The 24,398-nt window shown below is 55.0% G+C and carries 19 protein-coding genes and 1 pseudogene; 9 read left to right on the top strand and 11 right to left on the bottom strand.

Annotated features, from left to right (window positions below):
• Positions 1-20 precede the first annotated feature (20 nt).
• From ACUN8H_RS04350 to ACUN8H_RS04335, 4 genes are all read right to left on the bottom strand, one after another.
• Positions 21-296: a TIGR03643 family protein gene (locus ACUN8H_RS04350; RefSeq protein ID WP_445530920.1), complete on the bottom strand. Its 276-nt coding sequence runs from the start codon at positions 294-296 to the stop codon at positions 21-23.
• Positions 297-299: 3 nt separating this feature from the next.
• Positions 300-1,694 (bottom strand): PepSY-associated TM helix domain-containing protein, encoded by a 1,395-nt coding sequence (locus ACUN8H_RS04345; protein WP_445530919.1) that lies wholly within the window; start codon positions 1,692-1,694, stop codon positions 300-302.
• A gap of 107 nt (positions 1,695-1,801) precedes the next feature.
• The gene (locus tag ACUN8H_RS04340) at positions 1,802-2,422 is read right to left on the bottom strand and encodes a class I SAM-dependent methyltransferase (RefSeq protein WP_445530918.1); all 621 of its coding nucleotides are present in this window, start codon (positions 2,420-2,422) and stop codon (positions 1,802-1,804) included.
• A 300-nt stretch (positions 2,423-2,722) separates the two neighbouring features.
• Positions 2,723-3,070: a helix-turn-helix domain-containing protein gene (locus ACUN8H_RS04335; protein WP_445530917.1), complete on the bottom strand. Its 348-nt coding sequence runs from the start codon at positions 3,068-3,070 to the stop codon at positions 2,723-2,725.
• Between the two features lie 522 nt (positions 3,071-3,592).
• On the opposite strand from ACUN8H_RS04335, the gene ACUN8H_RS04330 reads away from it, so the two are divergent.
• From ACUN8H_RS04330 to mdoH, 3 genes are all read left to right on the top strand, one after another.
• The gene (locus tag ACUN8H_RS04330) at positions 3,593-5,938 is read left to right on the top strand and encodes a putative bifunctional diguanylate cyclase/phosphodiesterase (RefSeq protein WP_445530916.1); all 2,346 of its coding nucleotides are present in this window, start codon (positions 3,593-3,595) and stop codon (positions 5,936-5,938) included.
• A 317-nt stretch (positions 5,939-6,255) separates the two neighbouring features.
• On the top strand, positions 6,256-7,842 hold the full coding sequence (locus tag ACUN8H_RS04325; RefSeq protein ID WP_445530915.1) for a glucan biosynthesis protein G: 1,587 nt from the start codon (positions 6,256-6,258) through the stop codon (positions 7,840-7,842).
• Positions 7,843-7,846: 4 nt separating this feature from the next.
• The gene (gene mdoH, locus ACUN8H_RS04320; RefSeq protein ID WP_445530914.1) at positions 7,847-10,342 is read left to right on the top strand and encodes a glucans biosynthesis glucosyltransferase MdoH; all 2,496 of its coding nucleotides are present in this window, start codon (positions 7,847-7,849) and stop codon (positions 10,340-10,342) included.
• An 81-nt stretch (positions 10,343-10,423) separates the two neighbouring features.
• Here the strand turns inward: mdoH and ACUN8H_RS04315 are convergent, their stop codons facing one another.
• Positions 10,424-11,371 (bottom strand): helix-turn-helix domain-containing protein, encoded by a 948-nt coding sequence (locus ACUN8H_RS04315; protein ID WP_445530913.1) that lies wholly within the window; start codon positions 11,369-11,371, stop codon positions 10,424-10,426.
• Positions 11,372-11,581: 210 nt separating this feature from the next.
• Here ACUN8H_RS04315 and ACUN8H_RS04310 point away from each other — a divergent pair, with 210 nt between their 5' ends.
• The 6 genes and pseudogenes from ACUN8H_RS04310 (at position 11,582) to ACUN8H_RS04285 (ending at position 18,559) form a co-directional block, all read left to right on the top strand.
• Positions 11,582-12,997, top strand: coding sequence for an ethanolamine ammonia-lyase subunit EutB (locus ACUN8H_RS04310; RefSeq protein WP_445530912.1), 1,416 nt, complete (start codon positions 11,582-11,584; stop codon positions 12,995-12,997).
• Entirely contained in the window at positions 12,987-13,832 is an 846-nt protein-coding gene (gene eutC / locus ACUN8H_RS04305; RefSeq protein WP_445530911.1) for an ethanolamine ammonia-lyase subunit EutC, read from the top strand. Before ACUN8H_RS04310 ends, eutC begins: the two co-directional genes overlap by 11 nt.
• 122 nt (positions 13,833-13,954) lie before the next feature.
• Positions 13,955-15,383: pseudogene (gene eat, locus ACUN8H_RS04300) on the top strand (ethanolamine permease).
• An 83-nt stretch (positions 15,384-15,466) separates the two neighbouring features.
• Positions 15,467-15,961, top strand: a complete 495-nt coding sequence (locus ACUN8H_RS04295; RefSeq protein ID WP_445530910.1) for a CIA30 family protein — start codon at positions 15,467-15,469, stop codon at positions 15,959-15,961.
• Between the two features lie 83 nt (positions 15,962-16,044).
• Positions 16,045-17,805 (top strand): bifunctional isocitrate dehydrogenase kinase/phosphatase, encoded by a 1,761-nt coding sequence (gene aceK, locus ACUN8H_RS04290; RefSeq protein WP_445530909.1) that lies wholly within the window; start codon positions 16,045-16,047, stop codon positions 17,803-17,805.
• A gap of 40 nt (positions 17,806-17,845) precedes the next feature.
• Positions 17,846-18,559: an SIR2 family NAD-dependent protein deacylase gene (locus ACUN8H_RS04285; protein WP_445530908.1), complete on the top strand. Its 714-nt coding sequence runs from the start codon at positions 17,846-17,848 to the stop codon at positions 18,557-18,559.
• 2 nt (positions 18,560-18,561) lie between these two features.
• On the opposite strand, the gene bioA is transcribed toward ACUN8H_RS04285, so the two are convergent.
• Genes bioA through bioB form a run of 6 tightly spaced genes read right to left on the bottom strand, consistent with a single transcriptional unit; the run spans position 18,562 to position 24,267 of the window.
• Positions 18,562-19,836 (bottom strand): adenosylmethionine--8-amino-7-oxononanoate transaminase, encoded by a 1,275-nt coding sequence (gene bioA, locus ACUN8H_RS04280; protein WP_445530907.1) that lies wholly within the window; start codon positions 19,834-19,836, stop codon positions 18,562-18,564.
• Entirely contained in the window at positions 19,833-20,522 is a 690-nt protein-coding gene (bioD, locus tag ACUN8H_RS04275) for a dethiobiotin synthase (protein WP_445530906.1), read from the bottom strand. Before bioD ends, bioA begins: the two co-directional genes overlap by 4 nt.
• A complete protein-coding gene (locus ACUN8H_RS04270) occupies positions 20,519-21,301 on the bottom strand; it encodes a methyltransferase domain-containing protein (RefSeq protein WP_445530905.1) in 783 nt (260 codons plus the stop codon). Before ACUN8H_RS04270 ends, bioD begins: the two co-directional genes overlap by 4 nt.
• Positions 21,298-22,044: an alpha/beta fold hydrolase gene (locus ACUN8H_RS04265; RefSeq protein ID WP_445530904.1), complete on the bottom strand. Its 747-nt coding sequence runs from the start codon at positions 22,042-22,044 to the stop codon at positions 21,298-21,300. The genes ACUN8H_RS04270 and ACUN8H_RS04265 overlap by 4 nt, the downstream gene beginning before the upstream one ends.
• A complete protein-coding gene (bioF, locus tag ACUN8H_RS04260) occupies positions 22,026-23,195 on the bottom strand; it encodes an 8-amino-7-oxononanoate synthase (RefSeq protein ID WP_445530903.1) in 1,170 nt (389 codons plus the stop codon). Before bioF ends, ACUN8H_RS04265 begins: the two co-directional genes overlap by 19 nt.
• Positions 23,188-24,267, bottom strand: coding sequence for a biotin synthase BioB (bioB, locus tag ACUN8H_RS04255; RefSeq protein ID WP_445530902.1), 1,080 nt, complete (start codon positions 24,265-24,267; stop codon positions 23,188-23,190). Before bioB ends, bioF begins: the two co-directional genes overlap by 8 nt.
• Positions 24,268-24,398 lie beyond the last annotated feature (131 nt).

The following is a 24,398-nucleotide window of genomic DNA, read 5'->3' as shown; positions in this document are numbered from 1 at the left end:
TTGTTTTGGGAACTGTCGTATCAGCGCTTATATTGCGTTGGACAGTAGCCGCGTAGAACACTCGGTGAACGCAACGCGGTATGTTTGGTTGCTCGGCCAGTGACGCGCTTCCGCCATAGGTGAAACGACGCGGGTTTGAGTTGGTGGCGCATTACCTCAATAACATCCGGTTCGGCTAAACCAAACAGCGTTTCTATCGCTTCAAACGGCGTTCGGTCTTCCCAGGCCATTTCGATAACGCGTGACTGCTCGTCATCGGGTAAGCGACGAAAGCGTTTAACGGGTGCTTTTGGCATCGATCACCTCAATGTATTTGAATGATGGGCATTTAGGTGGCGGGCAGTGTAACGCTTTTTAACATACCAGCGTAGCGCATCGATCACGATAAACATCGCGAGACTAACGCCTAAAACGGGGAGCGCCATACCGAGTGCGATAGCAACTAACAGCATGCTGAGCTTGGCTTTGGTCGGAAGCAATAACCATGGCTCGGAAACCGTCGGAAAACGCTGGCCATTTGCCGTGCGCAGTCGCCGCCATGCCATGACATAGCCCCACAACATCAGGGTGACAAGCCCGGCAGCGATCAATGCCAGCACGATTTGATTGACCAGACCAAACAGTACGCCCATATGCAGGTCAATTCCCCAACGAGTGAGCTTGGCGGCTAGTGGGAAGCTGGTAAAGTCGGTTTGATCGGTGACCGTCATGTTGCTCGGGTGCAGCGCGACTTGATCCACCTGGGTGGGCCAGCGCCGATCAATTTCTGCTACTCGCCAAGCCTGATTTTGACTGGTTGGTGGGGAGAGTTGAATGCGATCGGCCATTAGCCCTGCCGCACGTGCAGCCGTGAGCGCACGATCAAAATCTTCTGGCAGCAGCGGTGTGCTGGCTGAAACGGGGACTGCGTGACGGTGGTGCTCGGCATGCTCGTCAGTGATTTGGCTATCTCTATCGATTAGCGCCGTTGAAGCGCTAGGGGTACTCCACCCCCAGGCGTGGCGCAGCTCGGCAATATTACCGCCCGCCCACTGGGACCAGGTGAGGCCCGTCGCCGAAAAGAACAGTAGGCCTACGGCGAGTAACACACCTAAGGAAGCGTGGCGCCGACGGGTAGCGTGGGCAGTTGAAAGTGATTTCAACGAGCGGCGTTGCCACGCCCACAGTAGTACACCGCCTAGCGCGGCCAGCCAAAGCCAGGAAGCGGCCAGCTCGCTGTAAAGCCGACCCACATCTCCCATTAACAGTTGGCGATGAAAGTGATCAATGGCGGTACGAAGCGGTAAAATTCCGCTGGTGCCATAGACCGTTGTGTCACCCGTTACTGCCAGCGAAACCGGATCAATAAACAGCGCACGATGTTCCGAAGGGCCGAGACCGGAGGCGTTATACATCAGGCGTGTGGTCTCACCAAGCTCCGGAGCCGGACGAACGGCGTTGGGTAATGCCTCTTCACCTAAGTAGTTTTGAGCAGCGACAATCTGGCTAGCAAGTGGCTGTGATTCCCCCTCCGTCACGCCGTAAAGCGTGTCGTGATAGAGCCACTCTTCAAGCGGTGGGCTTAATAAGTAAGCAATCCCTGAAAGGGCTGCGATAAGGATGAAAGGCCCGATGAAAAAGCCAATATATAAATGCAGACGGCTGAACAGGGCAAACAGTAACTTTCCGGTACGAGCAGGGGAGCGCGGCGGCATGGCATTCATCCGAGTATGATCGGCAGAGTAGCTTGCCAGAGTAGACAATCCCCTACGCTATCGCTAGCGTTTTGGCGGCGGTAAAAAGTCGCATCTTCAATAACTAGTCACGTAGACTTGGCGGCCAGCAAGGCACGGAATAGGCCCTTCATAAGCACCGATTCATCGTGACGGATCTGGAATCCAGCCTCTGTGAGCAGGGGCTGGGCTTGGCGGGTAATATCAGTTGCCAGCGCTGATGTCAGATGATTCAGCAGGCGGCGACCCGCCCCAGCAGGCTGTTCATCCGGTTGAAATTTATCCATTACGCATAGCTGCCCACCTGGTTTTAGCACGCGATATGCCTCAGCAAGGCCTTTCCGTGGATTAGGCATGACCGCAATAATGAGATGCATAATGACAGCGTCAAAATGTTCTTCCGGGTAATTGAGTGCCTCGGCATCCATCACGCGGCACTCCACATCGCGATGTAGTGCCTCTGCGCGTTTAGCCGTCCGCTTCACCATAGCGGGCGCTAAGTCGGTGGCATGCACTTCTATATCTTGAGGCAGAAACGGCAGGTCTAGCCCCGTCCCTGCTCCTACCAATAACACCCGCATGCCAGGCTCCCAATCCACTTGGCCTAGCGCAATGCGCCTTGGCTTGCGAAATACGCGAGCGGCAACCGCATCATAAAACGGCGCATAAGCACTATAGCGTAGGCGATTCCAAGCGGTAGTGTTGAACATAAAGCCTCTTTGCAGCGCAACGCTGCGATGGCTGAACGGCGGGTACTGGTAATCTATAGCATAGACACAATTCCACCACCAACAGGGCATGCTAGCGACTTAGTATTCATTTCTCATTAGTGGCAATTTAGTGTGGTCAAACGTTTATAAATTCAATCTTGTTAACCTGCTATAGGTGCGATAAGTAAATTATTAAATAATGAGTATAATGATAAGTTACTTGGCTAGATTTTCGTACGTGTAGTGCTATTGTGGCGTGGCATTAGCAGGCTAATGATGCATGGTAAACCGTCTATTTAATTAACCTTTTTGCAACCGCTTGGTGAGGGCTTCAATCGTATCAATGATGAGTGTGCGATCCTCTGGGTTTAAAGGTGTTAGCAGTTGTTTGATTCTGTTTGATTGATCATCGACGTGAAAGCTTGCTTGGCCAAGTAATTCAGCTGCTTCGCAGTTAAAAATCTCAGCAAGTTCTATAAGTCGTAAGATGTTGGGTATTACTCGTCCGCGTTCTATACGTGAAACGGCTTCATTACCCACCCCTAAACGCTCAGCGACTTCTTCTTGGGTCATTTTGCTACGCACCCTTTGTTTGGCAATGGCCTTGCCAATACTGCCAGCTAACCGTTTCTGTTCAGTTTTATTCACAACGCCCTCCATTAGACCTAGATGGTTGGGGAACGACCTATTGACATGAAGGACTGTTTGGGTTGAATATCATCCTCTAAGGTTGGTTTGGATGATAAAGGTAACTGTTTGTTTCACCTGGTTACTCCTTGATGTTCAGCGGAAAGTGGAATTTAATTTAATTGGGCATTCAGTGAAGGAAAAAGGGGCTAGTCATCAGCGATAAGATGGGACCTGCCATGCAGGCAGATGTAAGCCTTGCGTTATAAAGATGATAAGTAAACGCATCGCAAGTAAATGGCAATTTCAATCCGTATTGATTGCGAAAGTGATTTTTTACTGAGGAAATAATAATAAAGAATTAAAAGCTTGGTTTTGAGTATTCATTGAGCGTTGTCCTATACAAAATTTGTGAAGTCCAATCGGTGACTGGAAATGTTTTTATGCAGCGGGTAGGGAAGCGTGTTTTCAAACATGGTATTCAAAAAGCGCTAGCAAAGAGCTTGTTTTTTGGCACGACTATATTCAAAGGCGTTTGATAACATGCCTCCTACTACTGCACCAGAAATTTTTCGACAGTTAGCGGATAAGCTGTCCAATGTCAGTGAAGAAGGTTTCTTTCACTACCTGGTGAGGTCGTTGGCCGATATGCTCAAGGTTGATTATGTCGCCGTAGAGCATGTCGATAGCCATCAGGAAGTAGCGACCACACTGGCAATGTGGTCGCAGGAAGCATTCAGGGAAAGGGCACCTTATTTTGTGGATGCCACGCCTTGTCAACAAGTTGCCTTCCTTTCAAAATTTTATGTTCCTTCCGAATTCCCTCAGCAGTTCCCAAGCGATGGGCAGCTCGCTGCCATGCGCGTTGAAAGCTATTTAGGTTTCGCCATCACCGCCCCTGATGGAGGCTTTTTAGGTGTTATCGCATTGATGCACACCTCTCACATGGTGCTTCCTCTCTATGCTGACGACTTATTACGTATTGCTTCGGCGCTGGCGGGCGCTGAGCTGGCACGACAGTTAGCCGAAAGCCAAACCCGCGAGCGGCTGTTATACAAGAAAAGAGAGCTGCAGCGCATTGGCCGTCGCAATGAAGTATTGGTTAACACGATTAATGAACAGCAACGCTTTCAGCAAGCGGTCATTAACGTAGCGACAGCGGTGTCGGCTGAAAATGGCGAAGCATTTCTGCATCAATTAACCATGCATATGGCCGAAGCTTTGTTTGCAGAGGTGGGATTTATCGCGTTGTTGGATGAGCAGGACCCAGATGTCGCGTATACCATAACGCTGTATGTAAATGGACAGCTTCAGGATAATTTTGCCTACTATTTACCCGGTGTTCCCTGTCATAAGGTAATGGTCGAACAAGAGTGCGTTGTTCATGAGGGCGCGGCCATTATGTTGCCTCGGGAGAGCAATGGGGCGCTGAGTTGGGTAAACGGTTATGTCGGCCGTCGGCTAGATAACAGTCACGGCCAGCCGATGGGCCTAATTGGAGTCATGTTTAAAAAGCCACTGAACGATGTGGAGATGGTGCGTAACATATTACAGCTATTTGCAGCGCGGGCAGCCTCTGAACTTGAACGCCAGCAAGATGAAGTGCGAATACGCCAACTAGCTTTCTGTGACCCAGGCACCCAATTGCCCAATCGGGCCGCTTTTATGCGCCATTTGGAGCGCGCCTTTGCCAATGAACACACGTCAACGCTAGCGCTTCTGCTGTTAGATCTGAACCACTTCAAAGAGATCAACGATACCGCAGGACATGACCTGGGCGACTTGGTGCTTAAGGCCGTTGCAAGGAGCTTTGCAAGCTCACTCGGCAAGGATGAATTTTTGGCTCGCTTAGGGGGCGATGAGTTTGTCGTCGTCTGCCCAGGGATGGGGGCGAGTGGCGCGCTAGCGACGGCACAGCGGCTGTGCGATAGCATCCTTCGTCCGCTTATTGTTGAACAGCACTCATTTGAAGTGTCGGTGGGCATCGGTGTTTCGCTTTATCCCCAACATGCGGCAACGCCACTAGAGCTATTGAAGCATGCCGATATCGCCATGTATCAAGCGAAGCGGCAAAAGCTTTCCGCGTGTTTATTTGAGCCCTGGATGGGCCGAGTGGTTGCAGAACAGCTACATATCGCAAAGCGCTTAGCATCTGCCATTGCAGAAAAACAGTTAAGTCTGCACTTCCAGCCCCAGGTTGATCTAAACAGTGGCGCATTGATCGGAGCAGAAGCGCTGTGCCGGTGGCATGATGAGGAGCTTGGCGATGTATCACCAGGTAAGTTCATTCCCATTGCCGAAGAGCGCGGCATGATCGTTGCGCTTGGGTATTGGGTGGTCGAAGAAGCCTGTCGACAGCTGGCGCAGTGGCACGAGCAGGGCTACACCATGCCAGGGCAGTTAGCGATCAATATTGCGGCCCAACAGTTTGATGAAGAAAACCTGGTCGCTAATCTGCTAAATAGCTGTGCTAATTTCAGCATCACCCCCTCACAACTTAGTCTAGAAATTACCGAAAGCGGCATTATGGACAATCCTGAAAAAGCGATTGCCATGACTGAGATGCTGAAGGGGCACGGGCTGGGACTATCCATTGATGATTTTGGCACCGGCTACTCCTCACTTGCTTACCTGAAGCGCTTTGCCGCCGATAAAATCAAAATCGATATCTCCTTCGTCCGCGATATGCTTACCAGTGATAATGACCGTGTTATCGTGGCTACCATCATTGCCATGGCGAACACGCTTGGGCTTGAGACCATCGCGGAAGGGATTGAGCGCCAAGAACAGATTGCGGCGCTGATGGTGATGGGGTGCACTCAGGGGCAAGGTTACTACTTTGACCGGCCATTGGCCGCCGAGCAATTTGTTCAGCGCTGGCTCAACTAAACCTGCTGCTCAATAATAGAAGTAGGCAACCAGCCTAGAATAGCGCCTATCCCCGTGGCTCAACCTATTGAGCAATTTCTAATTTTTGCCTCAGTCCTTTCAAAAAGCCCGGACAGTCAGGGTGCCAAGTAGTCTAGACTCATGCTATACCTAAAATGTAATCTAATCTTTACATGCGCGCATGGTGTGAGTCTGAGCGGCGGCGAGCATTATCAGAAAGACGCATTTAGCTGATCGAATGGACTCTATCGTATGTCGATACGGCAAAAAAGCGAAGTTGAATTCAGTCAAAGGATTGTACAGGAGCATTGCGCTAAATGAGTGGATCTACCCCGCGAAGTAAATTTTCACGTCGCAAACGTTTTTTATCGCTAGCCGCGCTAGGTGGATTGCTTGTTAGTAGCATCCCTCTTGAGGCTTTCGCGTTTGGCTTCGATGATGTCGCTCGCCGAGCAGAGGAACTCGCTCAGCAGGGCTACCGAGCCCCAGAGACGTCGTTGCCAAATGAGCTGCGTGAGCTTAACTACGCGGAGTATTCGCAAATACAGTACAAGCGTGATCGCGATGTGTGGAGCGGTAATGGCGTACCTTTCACTCTGAGCTTCATCCATGAAGGGATGCATTATGACAGTGCCATCCAACTAAACAGTATCGATCAAGAAGGCGAGGTCCATGGCTTTGCCTATAACCCTGATGATTATACTTACGGCGATTTAAATATCTCCGACGACGTTAAGAATAGCGATGGCCTGGGGATTGCCGGCGTTAGGATCAACCATGCCCTCAACGATGGGGATCGTAAAGATGAGGTGATGGTGTTTCTTGGGGCAAGCTATTTTCGCGCTATTGGTAGAGGGCAGGTTTATGGTCTTTCCGGACGTGGGCTGGCCGTTGATACAGGGCTACAATCCGGCGAAGAGTTTCCCCGCTTTAGCGAAATGTGGATCGTTGAACCTAACCCTGAAAGCCAATATTTGACGATTTTCGCTCTGCTTGATTCTCCTAGCGTTACCGGTGCCTATCGCTTCGTTCTTCGTCCTGGAGAGGACACTCTAGTCGATGTTCAGTCGCGCCTATATTTGCGTCGGGCTGTCGAGAAACTAGGCGTAGCGCCGCTCACCAGCATGTATCTATACGGCCCGGAGCAGCCCTCTTCGACACAGCACTATATTCCGGCTATCCACGACTCTAATGGTCTGTTAATTGATGATGCTCAGAATGGTTGGCTGTGGCGGCCGTTGACTAATCCGTCCAGATTGATGATGAATAGGCATGCTACGCCTCAGTTACGCGGGTATGGCCTGATGCAGCGTGGCCATAAGTTTAGCGATTATCAGGATATCGACTCACGTTATGATCTGCGCCCAAGCGCCTGGATTGAGCCACAAAACGAATGGGGAGCCGGTAGCGTCGAGCTGATTCAAATTCCAACTGACAACGAGACCAACGACAACATCGTATCGATGTGGTTGGCCGATGAAGCACATGATCCTGAAACACCGCTCGCATTCGATTACCGTATTACGTTCACAGATAATGAAAGCCGTCATCTTGATCCGCAACTTGGATGGGTTGAAGAAACACGTCGTTCACGGGGGGAAGTGATTCGCGATAACTTGGTGCGTGAGCCCGACGGTACGCTCGCTTTCGTTCTCGATTTTATCGGGCCCTCGCTTTCCGGTATCGGCAGCGATGCAGATATGATCGTTGAGGCAAGCGTTGGCGATAATGGCGAATTAGCCAAAAGTCGCGTTGTTCATAATCCAGCGAACAACGGTTGGCGTGTGTTTGTCAATGTGAAGCGCGATAATGGCAACCAGCCTTTAGATATCAGGGCCAAGCTAGTACTCGATGGCAAGCAGATGTCCGAAACGTGGTACTACAGGCTGCCCGCTAATGGCTGATGTAATGACTTCAACAAAGACAACGTCAACGGATTTTTATTTAGAGCGGTTGGCGTTGGAGACCCAGGATCGTAAGGAGCGTTACCAGTTACTGGTGGGTGATCTTGATCAACATGACATCGCTTCGCTGCATGCTGCATTGGGTGGGGATAACGAAACAGACAGTGAAGACAATACTGATCCTGCCGCACTGTCAGTGGGTCGACGCTTGGCGCTTGCCTATGCAGAGCCTCCTTTAGCGCCGCCAGAGGTATTATCAACGGATACCACCGGCATTACGAGCCTGCGCACAGCGCCCCCCATGCAACGAACGCCGTTGGCCCCCCAGCAGTGGTCGACCAACCCATTTGTGAATATTGGTCGACGTTTCAAGCGTTGGGCGAACGGTGATTTTCGTCGACGCACAAGAGAGTCTCCCTCCGCGTCCTGGAAGTGGGTGGCCAGAAGGCGCCGTTGGGTTTTATTGGTGCTGATTTTTGGCCAAAGTATTATCGCTGCCAACCAGATGCGTACGGTCCTTCCCGGCCAAGGCCTACAGTGGCTTGAAATCACTATCCTATCGCTGTTTGTACTGCTGTTCGCCTGGGTATCCGCCGGGTTTTGGACGGCTTTAATGGGGTTTTTCCAGCTATTACGCAGCCATGACCGCTACGCCATCGATAGCGAAGTGGGCGATGAGCCGATTGTTGATGAGGCCCGCACAGCGCTGTTGGTGCCTATCTGTAACGAAGACGTGGCCAGAGTGTTTGCCGGGGTGCGCGCCACGCTGGAATCACTGCGCAGCACAGGTAATGACCGGCATTTTGATATTTTTATTCTGAGCGATACGTCCGATCCGGATATTGCCATTCAGGAGACCTATGCCTGGCTGGTGATGTGCCGTGATCTGGAGGCTTTTGGGCAGGTTTTTTATCGTCGTCGACAGCGCCGCGTCAAACGCAAGAGCGGTAACCTTGACGATTTTTGCCGCCGTTGGGGTGCACTCTATCGCTACATGGTAGTGCTGGATGCCGATAGCGTCATGAGCGGGCAGTGCCTGACTCGGCTGGTGCAAATGATGGAGGTGCACGCCAGGGTCGGGATTATCCAAACCGCGCCACGCGCTTCGGGGCGTCTCAATCTATACGCACGCATGCAGCAGTTTGCGACGCGGGTTTACGGGCCGCTGTTTACCGCCGGGCTCCATTTTTGGCAGTTGGGCGAGTCGCACTACTGGGGACATAACGCGATCATCCGTCTGGCCCCGTTTATGCAGCACTGCATACTCGCGCCGCTGCCCGGTAAAGGCTCTATGTCCGGTGAGATATTATCCCATGACTTTGTCGAAGCCGCGCTGATGCGGCGCGCGGGGTGGGGGGTGTGGATTGCCTATAATTTGGAAGGCAGCTATGAAGAAATGCCACCTAATTTGCTGGATGAGCTCAACCGTGACCGGCGCTGGTGTCACGGAAATTTGATGAACTTCCGGCTGTTTTTCTCACAAGGCATACACCCCGTTCACCGTGCCGTCTTCCTGACCGGTTTAATGTCCTATCTTTCAGCCCCGCTATGGTTACTTTTCTTAGTCCTTTCTACGGCTCTTTTAGCCGTGCATACCTTTAGCACGCCCGATTACTTTCCTGAGCCGGGGATGCTGTTTCCTGTTTGGCCGCAATGGAATCCAACCTTGGCGGTGGGCTTGTTTGGCGTGACGGCATTACTGCTGTTCTTGCCTAAGTTGCTGAGCGTATTGCTGGTGTGGATAAAGGGCAGCCGTCACTTCGGCGGTCCGCTCAAGGTATTGATGAGCATGGTGCTTGAGTCGCTTTTCTCCATGCTATTAGCGCCAGTGAGAATGCTGTTTCACACTCGATTTGTGCTGACGTCATTGATGGGCTGGGCGGTTCAATGGCGCTCACCATCCCGGGAAAATAGCGACACGACGTGGGGAGATGCCATCCGTACCCATTGGAGCCAAACCCTACTAGGGGCTGTGTGGGCAGCGGGCGTGTACGCAATGGAACCTACCTTCCTTTGGTGGCTTTCGCCTATCGTCGTCGCGTTAATGCTCTCAATTCCGGTGTCGGCACTATCGAGCCGTGTTTCGCTAGGACAAATCAGCTTTCAACACCGGCTGTTTCGGATTCCTGAAGAAACCCAACCGCCTCGGGTGCTACGGCGCATGGTGAGCTTACTTACCCGTATGAACACAGGAATGTCGACCCCCTCTTTTGCCCAAGTGGTGGTAGACCCCGTGCCTAACGCGTTGGCAACAGCTTTAGGAACATCACGGCATAACGAGGTCGCGCCAATTCGTCAGCGTCGAGAAGAACGGGTTGCTCGCGCTGTATCGGTAGGGCCTGCGGGGATGGGCCGATTGGAGCGGTTGGATTTTCTGGATGACCCAGTGATGATGTCGCAACTGCATTACCGTGTATGGGGCGACAGCAGGGCGCATCGAAGCTGGTTTGAGTTAGGCATTCCAGGGCGCGAATCCAAGCACCTGCCTACGTTCAACTAAGCTTGCTGTTTTATTTAACGACGCTCGCGTTCAAACAAGCCGGCTGAGAGGCTGGCTTGTACGAGCGCTATGACCACTGGCTCATAACGTTTTCGCATTCAGTGTATGCGACGGGCACTCACCGAACTGCTGTTTATAATCGTGGGCAAACTGCCCCAAATGCCAAAATCCCCAATAAGTGGCAATTCCTGTGACCGACTGCTCGGGCGATGCCGCACGCAGTGCTCGGCGCACGCGGTTCAGCCTGGTCAGTCGTAAAAACTGTAGCGGGCTAATGCCTAAAATGGCTGTAAAGCTGTACTGCAGTGTTCGGCGGCTAACGTGGGTCAGTTGGCAGAGCTCCTCCATCGTCACTGGCCCGTCCAAATGCTCATCTACATAGCGCTTAACGCGGTCAACGACTTCCTTACGATGGGCGTAGCTAGGCGGCAGCTCGGTGCTGGGCTGCTCCCGCTGTAATAACGTCAGAAGCGCCATGAGCAGTATGTCTTGGTGAATATGGCTGGCAATTGCCAATGTCTGGCTGTTGAGCAGGCGCTCAATGAGAAACGATACAGAGCGCAGGGTATCGCGAGCTGCTTGCCGACGCGGCATTAAGTGCCAATGTGTATCTAAGCGAATCCCCTGTCGCTCGGCTGCCGCTGACAACGCAGGCAACTGGATCACCAGACCATAAATATCGAATTTTTCCGGCGTCACCAGTTCAAAATCACACCCGCCAGGGCGGCACATTACCTCGCCATCGGTGAGCGTTTGCCCATTGATGCGCGAACCTTGCTGGTTGGCGGGAATGCCGATCCATAGCGATTCTGGCCACACTTTGCACTGCTGTCGCAGCGCTTGGCCTGTATGTTCTTTGAACACCTGCATGGTTTCTAACGCCACTTCATCCAGCCGCCCGTAGAAGCTGCCTGGGCTGAGCTGGTCGTACTCCTGCTGCCACCGGGTTAAGTTTTGTGCATGCTCATCGGCATCAAATGCTTCCTGAATGCATCTTTTTGGTGCAAATGTGCTGTCGAGCGTGGTCATAAAGCTCTCCCCAGGGTGTTAGCGGCATTAAAAAACACTTGGTAAATGCATTAAGCAATTGTGTTTATTAGATTAAAAGGAATGTCGGCGAGTTTGCCAAAACTCGATACTCCCTCTCTAGTGATAGCGCTATGGTGGAAACAAGCAAGTTTTGTACCTCAACGCGCAGTCAGCGCGATGTAAAGCCGTCATGATAAAAAGGAACGCTCTATGGCGCAGACCTATCAAACTACGGTGGGGGGCCGCCACTACCGCTTTGCAAGCCTGGCGGAGTTGATGGCCAAAGCCACACCGCCGCGTTCCGGCGACCGTTTGGCTGGCGTGATGGCAGAGAGCGCCGAAGAGCGCGTGATCGCGCAAATGGTGTTGGCCGAACTTCCGCTGACGATTTTTTTGAACGAGGCGTTAATTCCTTACGAGGATGATGAGATCACCCGGCTCATTATCGATGATCATGATGCCGATGCTTTTGCCCCGCTTCGCCATCTGACGGTCGGGGACTTTCGTAACTGGCTACTTTCCGATCACGCGAGTAGTAACGTACTAACGGAGGTGAAAGCGGGGATTACCCCCGAAATGGCCGCTGCTGTTAGCAAGCTGATGCGCAATCAGGACTTAATTCTGGTGGCTAAAAAGTGCCGGGTCACTACCGCTTTTCGCAACACAATTGGTCTGCCGGGGCGTCTCTCTACTCGACTCCAGCCCAATCACCCGACGGACGATGTGACCGGCATTGCCGCAAGCATTCTCGACGGTTTGCTCTATGGCAGCGGCGATGCGGTGATTGGCATCAATCCCGCCACCGATAACGTCGCCCAGAGCGTCAAGCTGATGCGCCTAATGGATGAGGTGATTCAGAAGTATCAAATACCCACCCAATCTTGCGTGCTCACTCATGTCACCAATACCTTGGAAGCGATCGAGCAGGGCGCCCCGGTCGATCTGGTCTTTCAGTCGATCGGCGGTACTGAAGCCACTAATCGCAGTTTCGGCTTTGATTTGAGCACCCTCGCCGAGGCCGAAGCGGCGGCGCAGTCGCTCAATCGTGGCACTGTGGGCCGCAACGTCATGTATTTCGAAACGGGGCAGGGCAGCTCGCTCTCCGCCGACGCCCATCACGGGCTCGATCAGCAAACCTGCGAAGCCCGCGCTTACGCGGTAGCGCGTAAGTTCAATCCACTGCTGGTCAATACCGTGGTGGGCTTTATCGGCCCCGAGTACCTATTCGACGGCAAAGAGATCACCCGTGCGGGCCTTGAAGACCACTTCTGCGGCAAGCTGTTAGGCGTGCCCATGGGTTGTGATGTCTGCTACACCAACCACGCCGAGGCGGATCAAAATGATATGGATAACCTGCTCACGCTGCTCGGCGTGGCAGGCTGCAACTTCATCATGGGCATTCCTGGTTCTGACGACATCATGCTCAATTACCAGACCACCTCTTTCCATGACGCTTTGTATGCGCGGCGGGTGCTGGGGCTGAAGGCCGCGCCGGAATTTGAGCGCTGGCTCGAAGAGATGCAGATCTTCCAGGATGTCAGCACACATCGGTTAAACGACCAGCTCCCGGCCGCCTTCGCCAACAGCCTGCGTCACCTGCCCAAGGAGCCGCGCCATGGCACATGATCCGTCATCCCCCATCGTGGTGGAAAACGCCTGGGAGCGGTTGAATGCCTTTACCGATGCGCGCATTGGCTTGGGGCGTGCGGGCATCAGCCTGCCAACCAGTAAGCTGCTGGCGTTTCAACTAGCACACGCCCAGGCACAGGATGCGGTCCACTGCCCGTTAGACGTGGAAGCGCTCTCCAACGAGCTGACCCAAACCCTGGATTTATCTGAAGCGCCGCTGCGCCTGCACAGTCAAGCTCAAGAGCGCGCCATGTACTTGCAAAGGCCCGACTATGGGCGTCGCCTTAACGATGAGACCCGTGAGCACCTGCAGCAAGCGGCTGCGTCTCAGCAGCGCTTTGATTTGGCGGTCGTGGTGGTCGATGGGCTTTCGGCGCTGGCCGTGCAGCAAAATAGCGCCCCGTTTCTTCGCGCGCTTTACCAAACGTTTGATAGCGATGCCGCTGATTGGCAGCTAGCGCCGTTAACGATCGTCGAGCAAGGGCGGGTGGCCATTGGCGATGAAATCGGCGCACTGCTCAATGCTGACGCCGTGCTGGTGATGATTGGTGAACGACCCGGGCTTAGTTCGCCGGACAGCCTGGGGCTTTACATGACCTGGGCGCCTGAGCCGGGACTAAGAGACGACCGACGCAACTGCATTTCCAATGTTCGCCCGGCTGGCTTGCAGGTCGAGGAAGCGGCAAGACGCTTCTTTCTGCTGTTAAAAGAGGCCCGTCAGCTCAAATTGTCGGGGGTTAAATTAAAAGACCGCAGCGAAGACGATGTGCTGGAAGGTGACTCGGCATCAGGCGCCGCAAGCTCGACGCGAAACTTTCTGGTTGCTGATTAACAAACGTACACATCCAAGACCAGCACCCCAATAACAACACATACACAACAACATGGAACAACGTTGATAAACAACAGCACGCCGCTGACGACGATTTCGTTCCACACTGAAAGGGCAAAACGATGACACAACCATCGATTGATCAGGCGTATCTGGCGAAACGTCAGCTGCGCAAAGGCACCGCGGGCTGGATACTGCTGGCGGGGCTTGGGGTTTCCTACGTTATTTCCGGTGACTTCGCCGGCTGGAACTTTGGTATTGCAGAAGCGGGTTGGGGTGGCTTTGCGATAGCGGCCTGTTTAATGGCGTTGATGTATTTGGCACTGGTGCTGTCGCTTGCCGAAATGTCGGCAGCGATTCCCGCCGCGGGCGGCGGCTACAGCTTTGCCCGCCAGGCCATGGGGCCTGCCGGTGGTTACTTAACCGGGCTGGCGGTTTTGATCGAGTATGCCCTGGCACCGGCGGCCATTGTAATTTTCATTGGCGCCGCCGTTGAGTCGTTGCTGGGTATCAATGGCCCGCTGGTCTATCTCATTTTCTACGCGCTATTTATCGGCATTCACTTAGCGGGGGTAGGGGAAGCGCTAAAAGTCATGATGGTGATTAGTGGCTTGGCGGTGTTCGCTATTCTCGCCACCGCGGTCGCGCTGATCGGTGATTTTGATGCCGCTAACCTGTTCGATATTGCCGCCACCGATGCGGCGGGGGCGAGCACCTTTATGCCGTTTGGCTGGTACGGCGTTTGGGCGGCGCTGCCGTTTGGCATGTGGCTATTTCTGGCGGTGGAAGGCGTACCGCTGGCGGCGGAAGAAGCCAAAGACCCCGCCCGGGACATGCCCAAAGGCATTATCGGCGCGATGCTGTTCCTGCTCTTCACCGCGCTGCTGGTCGTGGTGCTGCTGGCCGGCGCCGCGGGCGCCGAGATGATCGGTCAAAGCGGCGTGCCGCTGGTGGATGCGTTGAACGCAGCGGGCAATCCGACCCTGGCAACCGTGGTGAACGTACTGGGCCTGGCGGGGCTGATCGCCTCCTTCTTCTCGATTATTTATGGCTACAGCCGCTTAGTGTTTGCGCTCTCCCGTGCAGGGTATTTACCCAAACCGCTGTCGCTAACCAGCGGCCGTAAAGTGCCCTATCGTGCCCGGCGTGTTTGGCTTTCTGGTGTCGTTGAGCGGTGAAGGCGATCTGATGCTGGGGATGGCCGTGGTGGGGGCGACGATCTCTTACGCGCTTATGGCGCTCAGCCATATTCTCCTGCGGGTAAAGCAGCCCGACCTGCCGCGCCCGTATAAAACCCCTGGCGGTGTCGTCACCTCAGGGATTGCGCTGGTGCTTTCCCTGGTCGCGCTAACTGGGGTATATGCCTTCGACCCACGTGCCTTCAACTACACCATCGTGCTGTTCGTTGTGGGCGCTGCCTACTTCTTCCTCTACAGTAAGCATCACCTTGTCGCGAAAACCGCCGAGGAGGAGTTTGCGCTGGTGGTGGCGTCACCGGAAGAGCTGAATGATAGTGGTTCAGACCCAGCGGTCACGACAGCGAAGCTGTAATTTGCGAGGCTAATCGCCTAGGCTGAACAAGCCTCTTTGCCCAGCGGCAAAGAGGCTTTTTTGGCTAATGATAAGGAGTCGTCATGTCGTTGACATTTGATAGCCCAAACGAGCAGCAGCGCTGGTACGCGGTGGATGATGGCGTAATGGGCGGTGTTTCACAGAGCACGTTTAGCGTTACTGACAACGAAGGCCACTTTCATGGCGAGATGTCGCTGGAAAACGGTGGTGGCTTTGCCTCCGTTCGCCGGGACCCTAACGGTTTTGAGCCCACCCTAGCGGATGCCCAGGGCATCGCGTTGACGGTGCGGGGCGGTGGGCGTACCTATCAACTGCGCCTTAAAAGCACCTCCCTTGGCAATGCCTCAGCGTACCGAGTGAAGTTTACCCCTTCACAAGATGCCTGGGAGACGCTGCACTTTTCATGGGATGCTTTTGAAGCAGTGCGGCGAGGCACCGTTCTAGATGATGCCCCCGCTATAACACCAAGTGACATTCACCAGCTCGGCTTCTTGATTGCTGACCGCACTGCTGGGCCTTTCTGTTTACGCGTCGAGCGTATTGAGAACGTGCGTTAATTAGCGTGGGCTACCCACCAAGGTCGTCTCGCATGTAGTTTTCCGTTACGCGAAGCTGGTAAAAATGATCAGGAGTTTGGCCCTTGAAACACTCTCCAGCGTACCGCTTAGCCACGACTATTTTGCACGGTTTTGATGAATACAGAGCGCGCTTTAAGGAGATTACCGCCGATGCCAGCCGCCGCTTCCGCGATGCCGCTTGGCGCGATGCGCAGCAAGCCTCCGCCGAACGAATCAATCTCTACAAGGAGAAAATCGACGTTACGCTTGGGCGCTTAAAGCGCACCTTCGACCCCGACCTCGTCTCACACTGCGAGAGTTGGCGCGAAGCGCGTCACCACTACGCCGAGCTGATTAGCCATCGGCTTGATTACGAGCTGGCCGAGACTTTTTTTAACTCGCTGTTCTGCGCTATTTTCCATCATCGCCATATCCGCAACGACTGGATGTTCGTGTATAGCTCACGGGAGGATGCTGCCCATCGCTCGGGAATTGATCTCTGCCGTCGCAAACAGGTGGATGGCGACTGGCAGGCGGCGCTCAAATGGGCGCTTATTGATGCGCCCTTCGAAAACCGTTTTGCGGCAATAGACCAAGATACCCATCTCGGCGCCACTTTTTTACAGCAGCACTTACCCGCCGCGATGTTGAACGCCGGTGATGCTGAAATCGAGTTACTGAATAGCGTCTTTTATCGCAATAAAGGCGCCTATTTGGTCGGGCGAATCCTGGGCGGCGGCGAGCAAGTACCGCTGGTGCTGCCGGTACTCCATGGCGAGGGATTTGGCGAGCAGCAGGGAGGCGACCCCTGCCTACACCTGGATACGGTACTGATCGAAACCGACGAGGTGTCGATTATCTTCTCTTTCACCCGCGCCTATTTCCAGGTGGAGGTGGCGGTACCCAGGGAGTTTGTCGATTACCTGCAGCAGCTGATGCCGCACAAACCTGAGGGCGAGCTTTACGCTGCCATCGGCTTCTTCAAACATGGTAAAACCGAGTTTTTCCGAGCACTGAATCGTCAGGTCGCCAAGCGCGAGGATCAATTTATTATCGCCCCAGGCGTGCGCGGTATGGTAATGGCGGTGTTCGTGTTACCCAGCTTTCGCACCGTATTTAAAATCATCAAAGATAAATTCGACCCGGCCAAAGATGTGACCCACGCCGTGGTACGCGAAAAGTATCGGCTAGTAAAACGCCATGACCGAGTAGGGCGCATGGCCGATACTCAGGAGTTCTCCAATTTTATTGTCCGCCAGGATCATTTTGCGCCGGAGTGCCTGGAGCACTTACTGGAAGTGGCGCCCTCAACCGTTGTGTTGAAAGACGACAAAGTCATTATCAAGCACTGCTATACCGAACGTATGATGACGCCGCTGAATATTTACCTAGAACAGTGCAGCGACCAAGAAAAAGCGATGGTGCTGAAGGATTACGGCAACGCCATCAAGCAGATGGCTGCGGCGAATATCTTTCCTGGCGATATGCTGTTGAAGAATTTCGGTGTTACCCGCCATGGCCGCGTGATCTTCTACGACTACGATGAGGTCTGCTACCTCACCGAATGCCGTTTTCGGCAACTACCCAAAGCTGTCGGCAACGATTATCAGGGGGGCGATACGCTATCCATCGGACAAAACGATATTTTCCCTGAGGAGTTCGGCCCCTTTATGTTCGCTAACCCGGTGCTGCGCCGCCTGTTTATAGAGCAGCATCCAGAGCTATTTGACCCCGGTTACTGGTTAGCGCTGCAGCAGGCCATAGTGGATGGTCGCGTCATTGATGTTTACCCTTACCGGAATAAGCAGCGTTTCGTCGGTAAGATAGGACAGCTGGTCTATTAGATTTTTATTTAGGTCGCCAACCAGTGACGATGAGGTAACCATGGCAGCAAACCCCCATTTGGTGGTGTTTACCGGTTCCGGAATTAGTGCCGAAAGTGGTATTAAAACCTTTCGTGCCAGCGACGGCTTGTGGGAGAACCACCCGGTCGAAGAGGTGGCCACGCCCCAGGGGTGGAAACGAAATCCCCAGCAAGTACTGGATTTTTACAACCAGCGCCGTGAGCAGATACGGCGTGCCAAGCCCAATGCCGCGCACAAGGCGTTGGCTGCTCTTGAGCAAAATGGCTTCGGCGTCAGTATCATTACCCAGAATATTGACGACTTGCACGAGCGGGCAGGCTCGCGCCATGTGCTGCACTTGCATGGCGAAATTTTAAAAGCGCGCTCATCGGTCGATGAACGCATGCGCTACCCGCTTCCCAAAGGCGGTATCGAGCTGGGCAATGTGTGCGATAAGGGCAGCCAACTGCGACCCGATGTGGTCTGGTTTGGCGAGGCGGTGCCGCTATTTGCGGAAGCCTGCGAACTGGTGAGTCAGGCGGACTTTCTGCTGGTCGTCGGAACGTCGCTGGCCGTCATGCCTGCGGCATCACTGTTATCCTACATTGACTACGATACCCCCTGCGCACTGGTCGACCCGGAAGCGGATATGCTTAGCCCGCCCGGCGTGTTGGCCATTAATACCACCGCCGGTGAGGGCGTTCCGGCGCTGGTCAATCGCTGGAAGCAGCAGGGTAATTTGCTGCTTTCCTGAGATTAAGATGACTCAAAAAACCACGCTTTCATGACGCTGGTAATTTGAGTGATTTCTGCTGTCGAGGTGATGTAGGCGGGCATGGTATAGAGCCAGCGCCCGATGGGGCGCAGCCAAACGCCGCGCTCGCGAGCGAAGTCGCCTATACCCTCTAACGCTTCAGCGGAGTGCGCTTCGATCACGGCGGTGGCGCCGAGCACGCGAATGTCGGCCACGGCCGGGTGTGCATTAAGTACTTGGTCTTCGAGTAGCTCACGCTGCAACTGCTGGCTGAGCGTGGCAATCTTGCCCAGATAGTTATCCTCCTCGAAGACATGCAGGCTTTCCAACGCCACGCGACAGGCCAGCGGGTTGCCCATAAAGGTAGGCCCGTGCATAAAGGCGTGTTGAGGCGTGTCGCCGATAAAGGCGTTATGGACGCGATCCGTGGCGAGCGTTGCCGCATGGCCCAAATAGCCGCCGGTCAAGCCTTTGGAGAGCACCATGATATCTGGCGTGACATCCGCGTGGTCGGCAGCAAACAGTTTGCCGGTGCGGCCAAAGCCGGTGGCTACCTCATCAAAAATCAGCAGCACCCCAAACTCATCGCACAGTTCCCTGGCGCCAGTAACATAGCCAGGTGAGGTCATATTGAGCCCGCCTGCTGCTTGTAACAGGGGCTCCATCAGCAGCGCGGCGATCTCATCATGGTGTCGCTCAAGCACGCTACGCAAGGCGCTAAGATCGTGCTCGACCTGCTCAGTGGTAGCATTGAATGGGGCAGTGGGGGCCGGGGCAAAATGGTGCTGTGGCAATAAGCTGGCGAACAGGCTGTGCATGCCTTCTGCGGGATCGCACACCGCCATGCAGCCGGTGGTGTCGCCGTGGTAAGCCTTCATCAGTGAGAGCATCTTTCGCTTACCGGGGTGGCCGGTGAGTACCTGGTACTGAAGGGCCATTTTCATTGCCACTTCCATGCCCACCGAGCCACTGTCCGAATAGAAAACGTGGTTCAGTCCGGTGGGGGTGATACGTACCAGTTCACGGGCCAACCGGTCGGCGGGCTCATGCGTCAAGCCGCCGAGCATGACATGACACAGCTCGCCCGACTGTTCGCGAATGGCAGCCACCAAACGCGGATGGCCGTAGCCGTGAATCATGCACCACCAGGAGCAGGTGGCATCCAGCAGACGCTCGCCGCTCTCGAGCACAAAGTGAGCGCCGTCACCGCCCACCACCTTGGGCGCGGGCGTCTGGGTTTTTAGGTGAGCATAAGGGTGCCAAACTGGCGTTTTCATAACGGCTCCAGGGAGAGATAGGGGGCGGCATTCTCGGCGTCGGGGGCATCAAGATGGGGGATGATGCCTAAACAGGGGGCCGCCAGCTTGGCGTTCAAATGGGCAATATTGGCCTCAAAGCGGTCTGTGTCAGCCGCAAAGGCGGGGTCTACCACGCTGCCAACCCATCCTGCTACTACCAAGCCGTCGGCGCGAATGGCTTCTGCCGTTAAGCGGGCATGGTTTAAGCAGCCTAGTTTTAAGCCAACCACCAGAATTGCCGGCAGCTCAAGCGCTATCGCCAGGTCGGAGAAATCTTCCTGCTCGTTTAACGGTACGCGCCAGCCACCGGCGCCTTCAATCAGGGTGACGTCTCTGGCTGTTTGTTTGATCGTTTCACTCAGCCAGTGAGTAACAGCGCTAACCTCAAGCCGCTGTCCCGCCTCTATTGCAGCTAGGTGCGGCGCGATGGCGGGGGCAAAGGCGATGGGATTCACCGTGGCGTAGCCGACCAGCGGCACGCTTTGATGCTGAAGGGCGAGGGCATCGCTATTGTGCAGGCCTTCATGCGTCGCTTGGCTGCCCGAGGCGATGGGTTTTAAGCCCAGCGTGCTCAACTGCTGTTGGCGGGCGGCATATAGCAAGCCGCTAGTCACCAATGTTTTCCCCGCATCGGTATCGGTGCCAGTCACAAACCAGACGTTCATAGCGATTTTTCCAATTGCAGCGTTAAGCAGTGGTAGCTCACGGGTAGGCCTTCCGGCTGGCGGAGTTGTTCAAAGCGCGCTTGTGCGGCGGCGATGTCATTTCGACTAAGGCTGGCTTGTGGCCGGGCAATCTGAGCGCCGACACCTTTGATAGACGCCATTACCGCCTTCAAGTCAGGGTAATAGAAGCGCTCAACGGTAGTCGTCTGCCGGGTGATGGTTAAGCCGCTTTCGCCGATGGCTCTGGCGACGCTGGCGCGATCAGGCGTTTGTAGCAGCGCCTCGGGGCGCTGCCAGGCAAAAGCGATCTCCCTCAGCGTGCCTGGCAGCAGCGTCGTCATATGCGCCTGCCCGCTGGGCGTGAGAATTCGGTAAAGCTCATCCATCACCGCGCCAATCTCGGAGCACCACTGCACCGCCAAATTGGAAAACACCAGATCGAAAAAACACTCATCGAATGGTTGGGCAGCAGCGTCGCCATGCTGCCACTCGATGCTGTCACCGTAGCGCTTTCGCGCCTGTTCCAGCATGCCGGGCGCTAAATCTAACCCGGTGATCTGAGCGCATGGGTAACGTTTCGCCAATCGCTGTGTCCAGTAGCCGGTGCCACAGCCTATATCCAGCACGTGGCGAGCAACCGGTGGTAGCGCATCCCAAAGCCGTTGACCTATCTGGCGCTGGGCCGTGGCGAGTGCATCGTAGCGGGGAGCGGCCCGGGAGAAGGCGTGGGCGACACGGGCCTGCCAGTTAGTTTCGCTGCTCAGCGTTAAATCACTCATAAAATTGCCGTGTTGGCGTTAGCCATCAAAGTGGTATGACGAATAATCGCAGTGGCAAGTGCCTGGGGCTGTGAGAGCATCGGGCAGTGGCCGACACCGTTTAGAATTACGCTATTGCTGCGTTGGGGAGGGGCGATTAATGGATCATGTTCGCCAATAAAACGCACAACCGGGCAAGGCGGCGCTGCTAAGCGTGAGCGATTATCAATCGATGCTAGCCAGTGCAGGCCCGTCGCTAGGGTGGTGTTATCGGCAGGCGGCATATCGCCCAGCCAATCACGCAGTTGCCGGTAAGCCTGCCGAGGGCTGGACTCTCCTTGTGCTTGCCAGCGCAAGAAGTGTTGCCACGTCGCGGTGGGGTCGCGCTGGCAGGCGCGTTGGAAGGCGCTCAGCTCGGCGCTAGTGACACCCCCTTTAGCACTGACCTCGTCTTTACTACAAAACGCATCCCCTGCACCGAGCAGGATCAAACCCCGGGGTGGGGGAAGATACGCCAGTAGCGCCGTCGCCAGTAGTCCGCCCATTGACCAGCCGACCCAGACCGCGTCGCTTGCTAGCGGCTCGGCCATAGCATCTGCCAACTCTTCCAGCGACGCGTTGGCCGCAAGCGGGTAAGTGTCGCCGTAGCCGGGCCACTCTACCGCCTGGACCGTTAGGCTGGTGGGCCAGAGCGCCTCAAGCGGCTGCCAAATACGCTGGTCGACTCCCCAGCCGGAGAGCAGTATTAAGTGCAGGGGCTGCATAACGCCTCTTGATGCTGGCAGTGGTGGAGCGCGGTTAATAGCTGGTCAATATCGTCGTGCTGATGGCGAGCGCTTAAAGTCACACGCAGACGGGATTCACCCTTGGGCACCGTTGGCGGTCTAATCGCCCCCGCCTGTATACCCTTGTGCTGGAGCTGTAACGCCCAGCTTAGGGTGCGCGCTTCCTCTCCCAGGATCAGCGGCTGAATGGGGGTAGCCGAATCGCTAAGAGGTAGCTCCAAATGCAGCGCCTCGCGTCGAAAGTAAGCGATATTGGCGTTTAGCTGAGCGCGGTGTTCGGGCTCCTCCTGAACGATCGACAGCGATTTGAGGGTGGCCGCAGCAATGGCCGGGGGTTGGGCGGTGGTGTACACATAACTGCGCGAAAACTGAATCAAGTGTTCGATTAACGCGCTATCCCCGGCCACAAACGCCCCAGCGGTGCCTAATGCTTTTCCTAACGTGCCGACAAGAACCGGCACGTCCGCGCTACTCCAGGTGCTGCCCACACATCCGCTGCCATTGTCGCCTAGTACGCCTACGCCGTGGGCATCATCAATCATCAGCCAGGCGCTGTGCTGCTGACTGACTTCGACCAGCGTGGCAATGTCGGCGATATCGCCATCCATACTGAAAACGCCATCGCTGACCACGAGCTTATGCGGGGACTCACTGCGCGCCAGCAGGCTTTCCAGATCAATGGCATCGTGGTGATGAAAGCGTCGCGAGCGGGCACCGCTTAACGCGGCGCCATCAATTAGCGATGCGTGGTTGAGGCGGTCTTGGAAAATAGCGGTATGGCGGTCGGCTAGCGCTTGTAGCACGCCAAGATTGGCCATATAGCCGGTAGAAAATAGCAGCGCACGTTCGCGGCCTGTCCAGCGCGCTAACGCTTCTTCCAGGGCGTCGTGAACCTCCAGGTGGCCGCTAACCAAATGCGAGGCGCCGGCGCCCGCCCCGTACCGGCGAGCGCCTTCCGCCTGGGCTTCAAAGACGCGAGGGTCCTGGGCGAGACCCAGGTAGTCGTTACCGGCAAAGTCGAGAGACGAACCGGAAGCGTCACTTGCCACAACTTGGCGGGTTCGCCAGCGTTGCGCCTGCTGGCGATCAGCGCAGGCATCGGCTAGCCGCTCTCGCCACGCTTCAGACACTGGCGTCTACCGCCAGCTCGGCGACGCGTTCGGCGTGCACCTGCTGCTGTGCCTGTTGGGCAAGGCGTGCCGCTTGGGTATCCTCGCTTTCGCAGGTCTCGCGCTTCTCAGGGTGCAGGCCCAGCTTGGCAAATAGCGCACGGTCGCGATCCACTTGAGGGTTGCCGGTGGTCAGTAGTTTGTCGCCGTAGAAGATTGAGTTGGCGCCTGCCAGAAACGCCAGCGCCTGGGTTGATTCGCTCATCTGCTCACGGCCAGCTGAGAGCCGTACATGGCTTTGCGGCATCATGATGCGGGCGACCGCAATGGCGCGTATGAACTCGATGGGATCTAAATCTTCGACATTTTCCAGTGGTGTGCCGGGCACTTTCACCAGCATATTGATCGGCACGGATTCAGGGTGCGGTGAGAGCTTGGCCAGCTGTTGCAACAAGGCGCTACGATCTTTGGCATCTTCGCCCATGCCGAGAATGCCGCCGGAGCAGACCTTCATGCCCGCGTCGCGCACATTGGAGAGTGTCTCCAAGCGGTCGCTGTAGGTGCGGGTGGTGATGATCTCGCCGTAGAACTCCGGCGAGGTATCCAGGTTGTGGTTGTAGTAATCGAGCCCTGCCGTGGCCAATCGTCTGGCCTGTTCGCCGTCGACCATCCCCAGCGTCATACAAGTTTCCAGGCCTACCGCTTTCACCTGACGAACCATCTCTTCGACTAACAGCAAGTCTTTATCACGGGGGCTGCGCCAGGCGGCACCCATGCAAAAACGGCTGGCGCCGGCTTGTTTCGCTGCCTTGGCCTGTTCGACCACCTTCTCAATTTCCAGCAGCTTCTCTTTTTCAAGCTGGGTATTGTAGTGGCCGGATTGGGGGCAGTATTTGCAGTCTTCCGGGCAGGCGCCGGTTTTGATCGATAGCAGGGTAGAGACCTGCACCGCGTTAGCATCAAAGTGGGCACGGTGAACCTGCTGAGCTTGAAACAGCAAATCATTGAACGGCAGCGCAAAAAGCGCGTTGATCTCTTCTAGCGTCCAGTCGTGACGCTGCTCATGAAGAAGCTGTTCGTAATGCATGGTCATCTGTAAACCTTTTTACCTTTAATGGTTGACGAGACTTTAGCGGCGTTGCGCTTTGGGTGTCAACGCTGAGATATTTTTAGGTTTACAGTGGTGTTGGAAATATTCGTCAAAAGACGACGCGCTCATTTATA

This window comes from Vreelandella sp. V005 (genome assembly GCF_052645115.1).
The sequence above is the reverse complement of the archived record's forward strand: the minus strand, read 5'-3'. Positions and strand labels throughout refer to the sequence as shown.

Coding starts and splice junctions, on each gene's coding strand:
- ACUN8H_RS04350 (WP_445530920.1), bottom strand. CDS start 296: ATGCCAAAAGCACCCGTTAAACGCTTTCGTCGCTTACCCGATGACGAG.
- ACUN8H_RS04345 (WP_445530919.1), bottom strand. CDS start 1,694: ATGCCGCCGCGCTCCCCTGCTCGTACCGGAAAGTTACTGTTTGCCCTG.
- ACUN8H_RS04340 (WP_445530918.1), bottom strand. CDS start 2,422: ATGTTCAACACTACCGCTTGGAATCGCCTACGCTATAGTGCTTATGCG.
- ACUN8H_RS04330 (WP_445530916.1), top strand. CDS start 3,593: ATGCCTCCTACTACTGCACCAGAAATTTTTCGACAGTTAGCGGATAAG.
- ACUN8H_RS04325 (WP_445530915.1), top strand. CDS start 6,256: ATGAGTGGATCTACCCCGCGAAGTAAATTTTCACGTCGCAAACGTTTT.
- mdoH (WP_445530914.1), top strand. CDS start 7,847: ATGACTTCAACAAAGACAACGTCAACGGATTTTTATTTAGAGCGGTTG.
- ACUN8H_RS04315 (WP_445530913.1), bottom strand. CDS start 11,371: ATGACCACGCTCGACAGCACATTTGCACCAAAAAGATGCATTCAGGAA.
- ACUN8H_RS04310 (WP_445530912.1), top strand. CDS start 11,582: ATGGCGCAGACCTATCAAACTACGGTGGGGGGCCGCCACTACCGCTTT.
- eutC (WP_445530911.1), top strand. CDS start 12,987: ATGGCACATGATCCGTCATCCCCCATCGTGGTGGAAAACGCCTGGGAG.
- ACUN8H_RS04295 (WP_445530910.1), top strand. CDS start 15,467: ATGTCGTTGACATTTGATAGCCCAAACGAGCAGCAGCGCTGGTACGCG.
- ACUN8H_RS04285 (WP_445530908.1), top strand. CDS start 17,846: ATGGCAGCAAACCCCCATTTGGTGGTGTTTACCGGTTCCGGAATTAGT.
- bioA (WP_445530907.1), bottom strand. CDS start 19,836: ATGAAAACGCCAGTTTGGCACCCTTATGCTCACCTAAAAACCCAGACG.
- bioD (WP_445530906.1), bottom strand. CDS start 20,522: ATGAACGTCTGGTTTGTGACTGGCACCGATACCGATGCGGGGAAAACA.
- ACUN8H_RS04270 (WP_445530905.1), bottom strand. CDS start 21,301: ATGAGTGATTTAACGCTGAGCAGCGAAACTAACTGGCAGGCCCGTGTC.
- ACUN8H_RS04265 (WP_445530904.1), bottom strand. CDS start 22,044: ATGCAGCCCCTGCACTTAATACTGCTCTCCGGCTGGGGAGTCGACCAG.
- bioB (WP_445530902.1), bottom strand. CDS start 24,267: ATGACCATGCATTACGAACAGCTTCTTCATGAGCAGCGTCACGACTGG.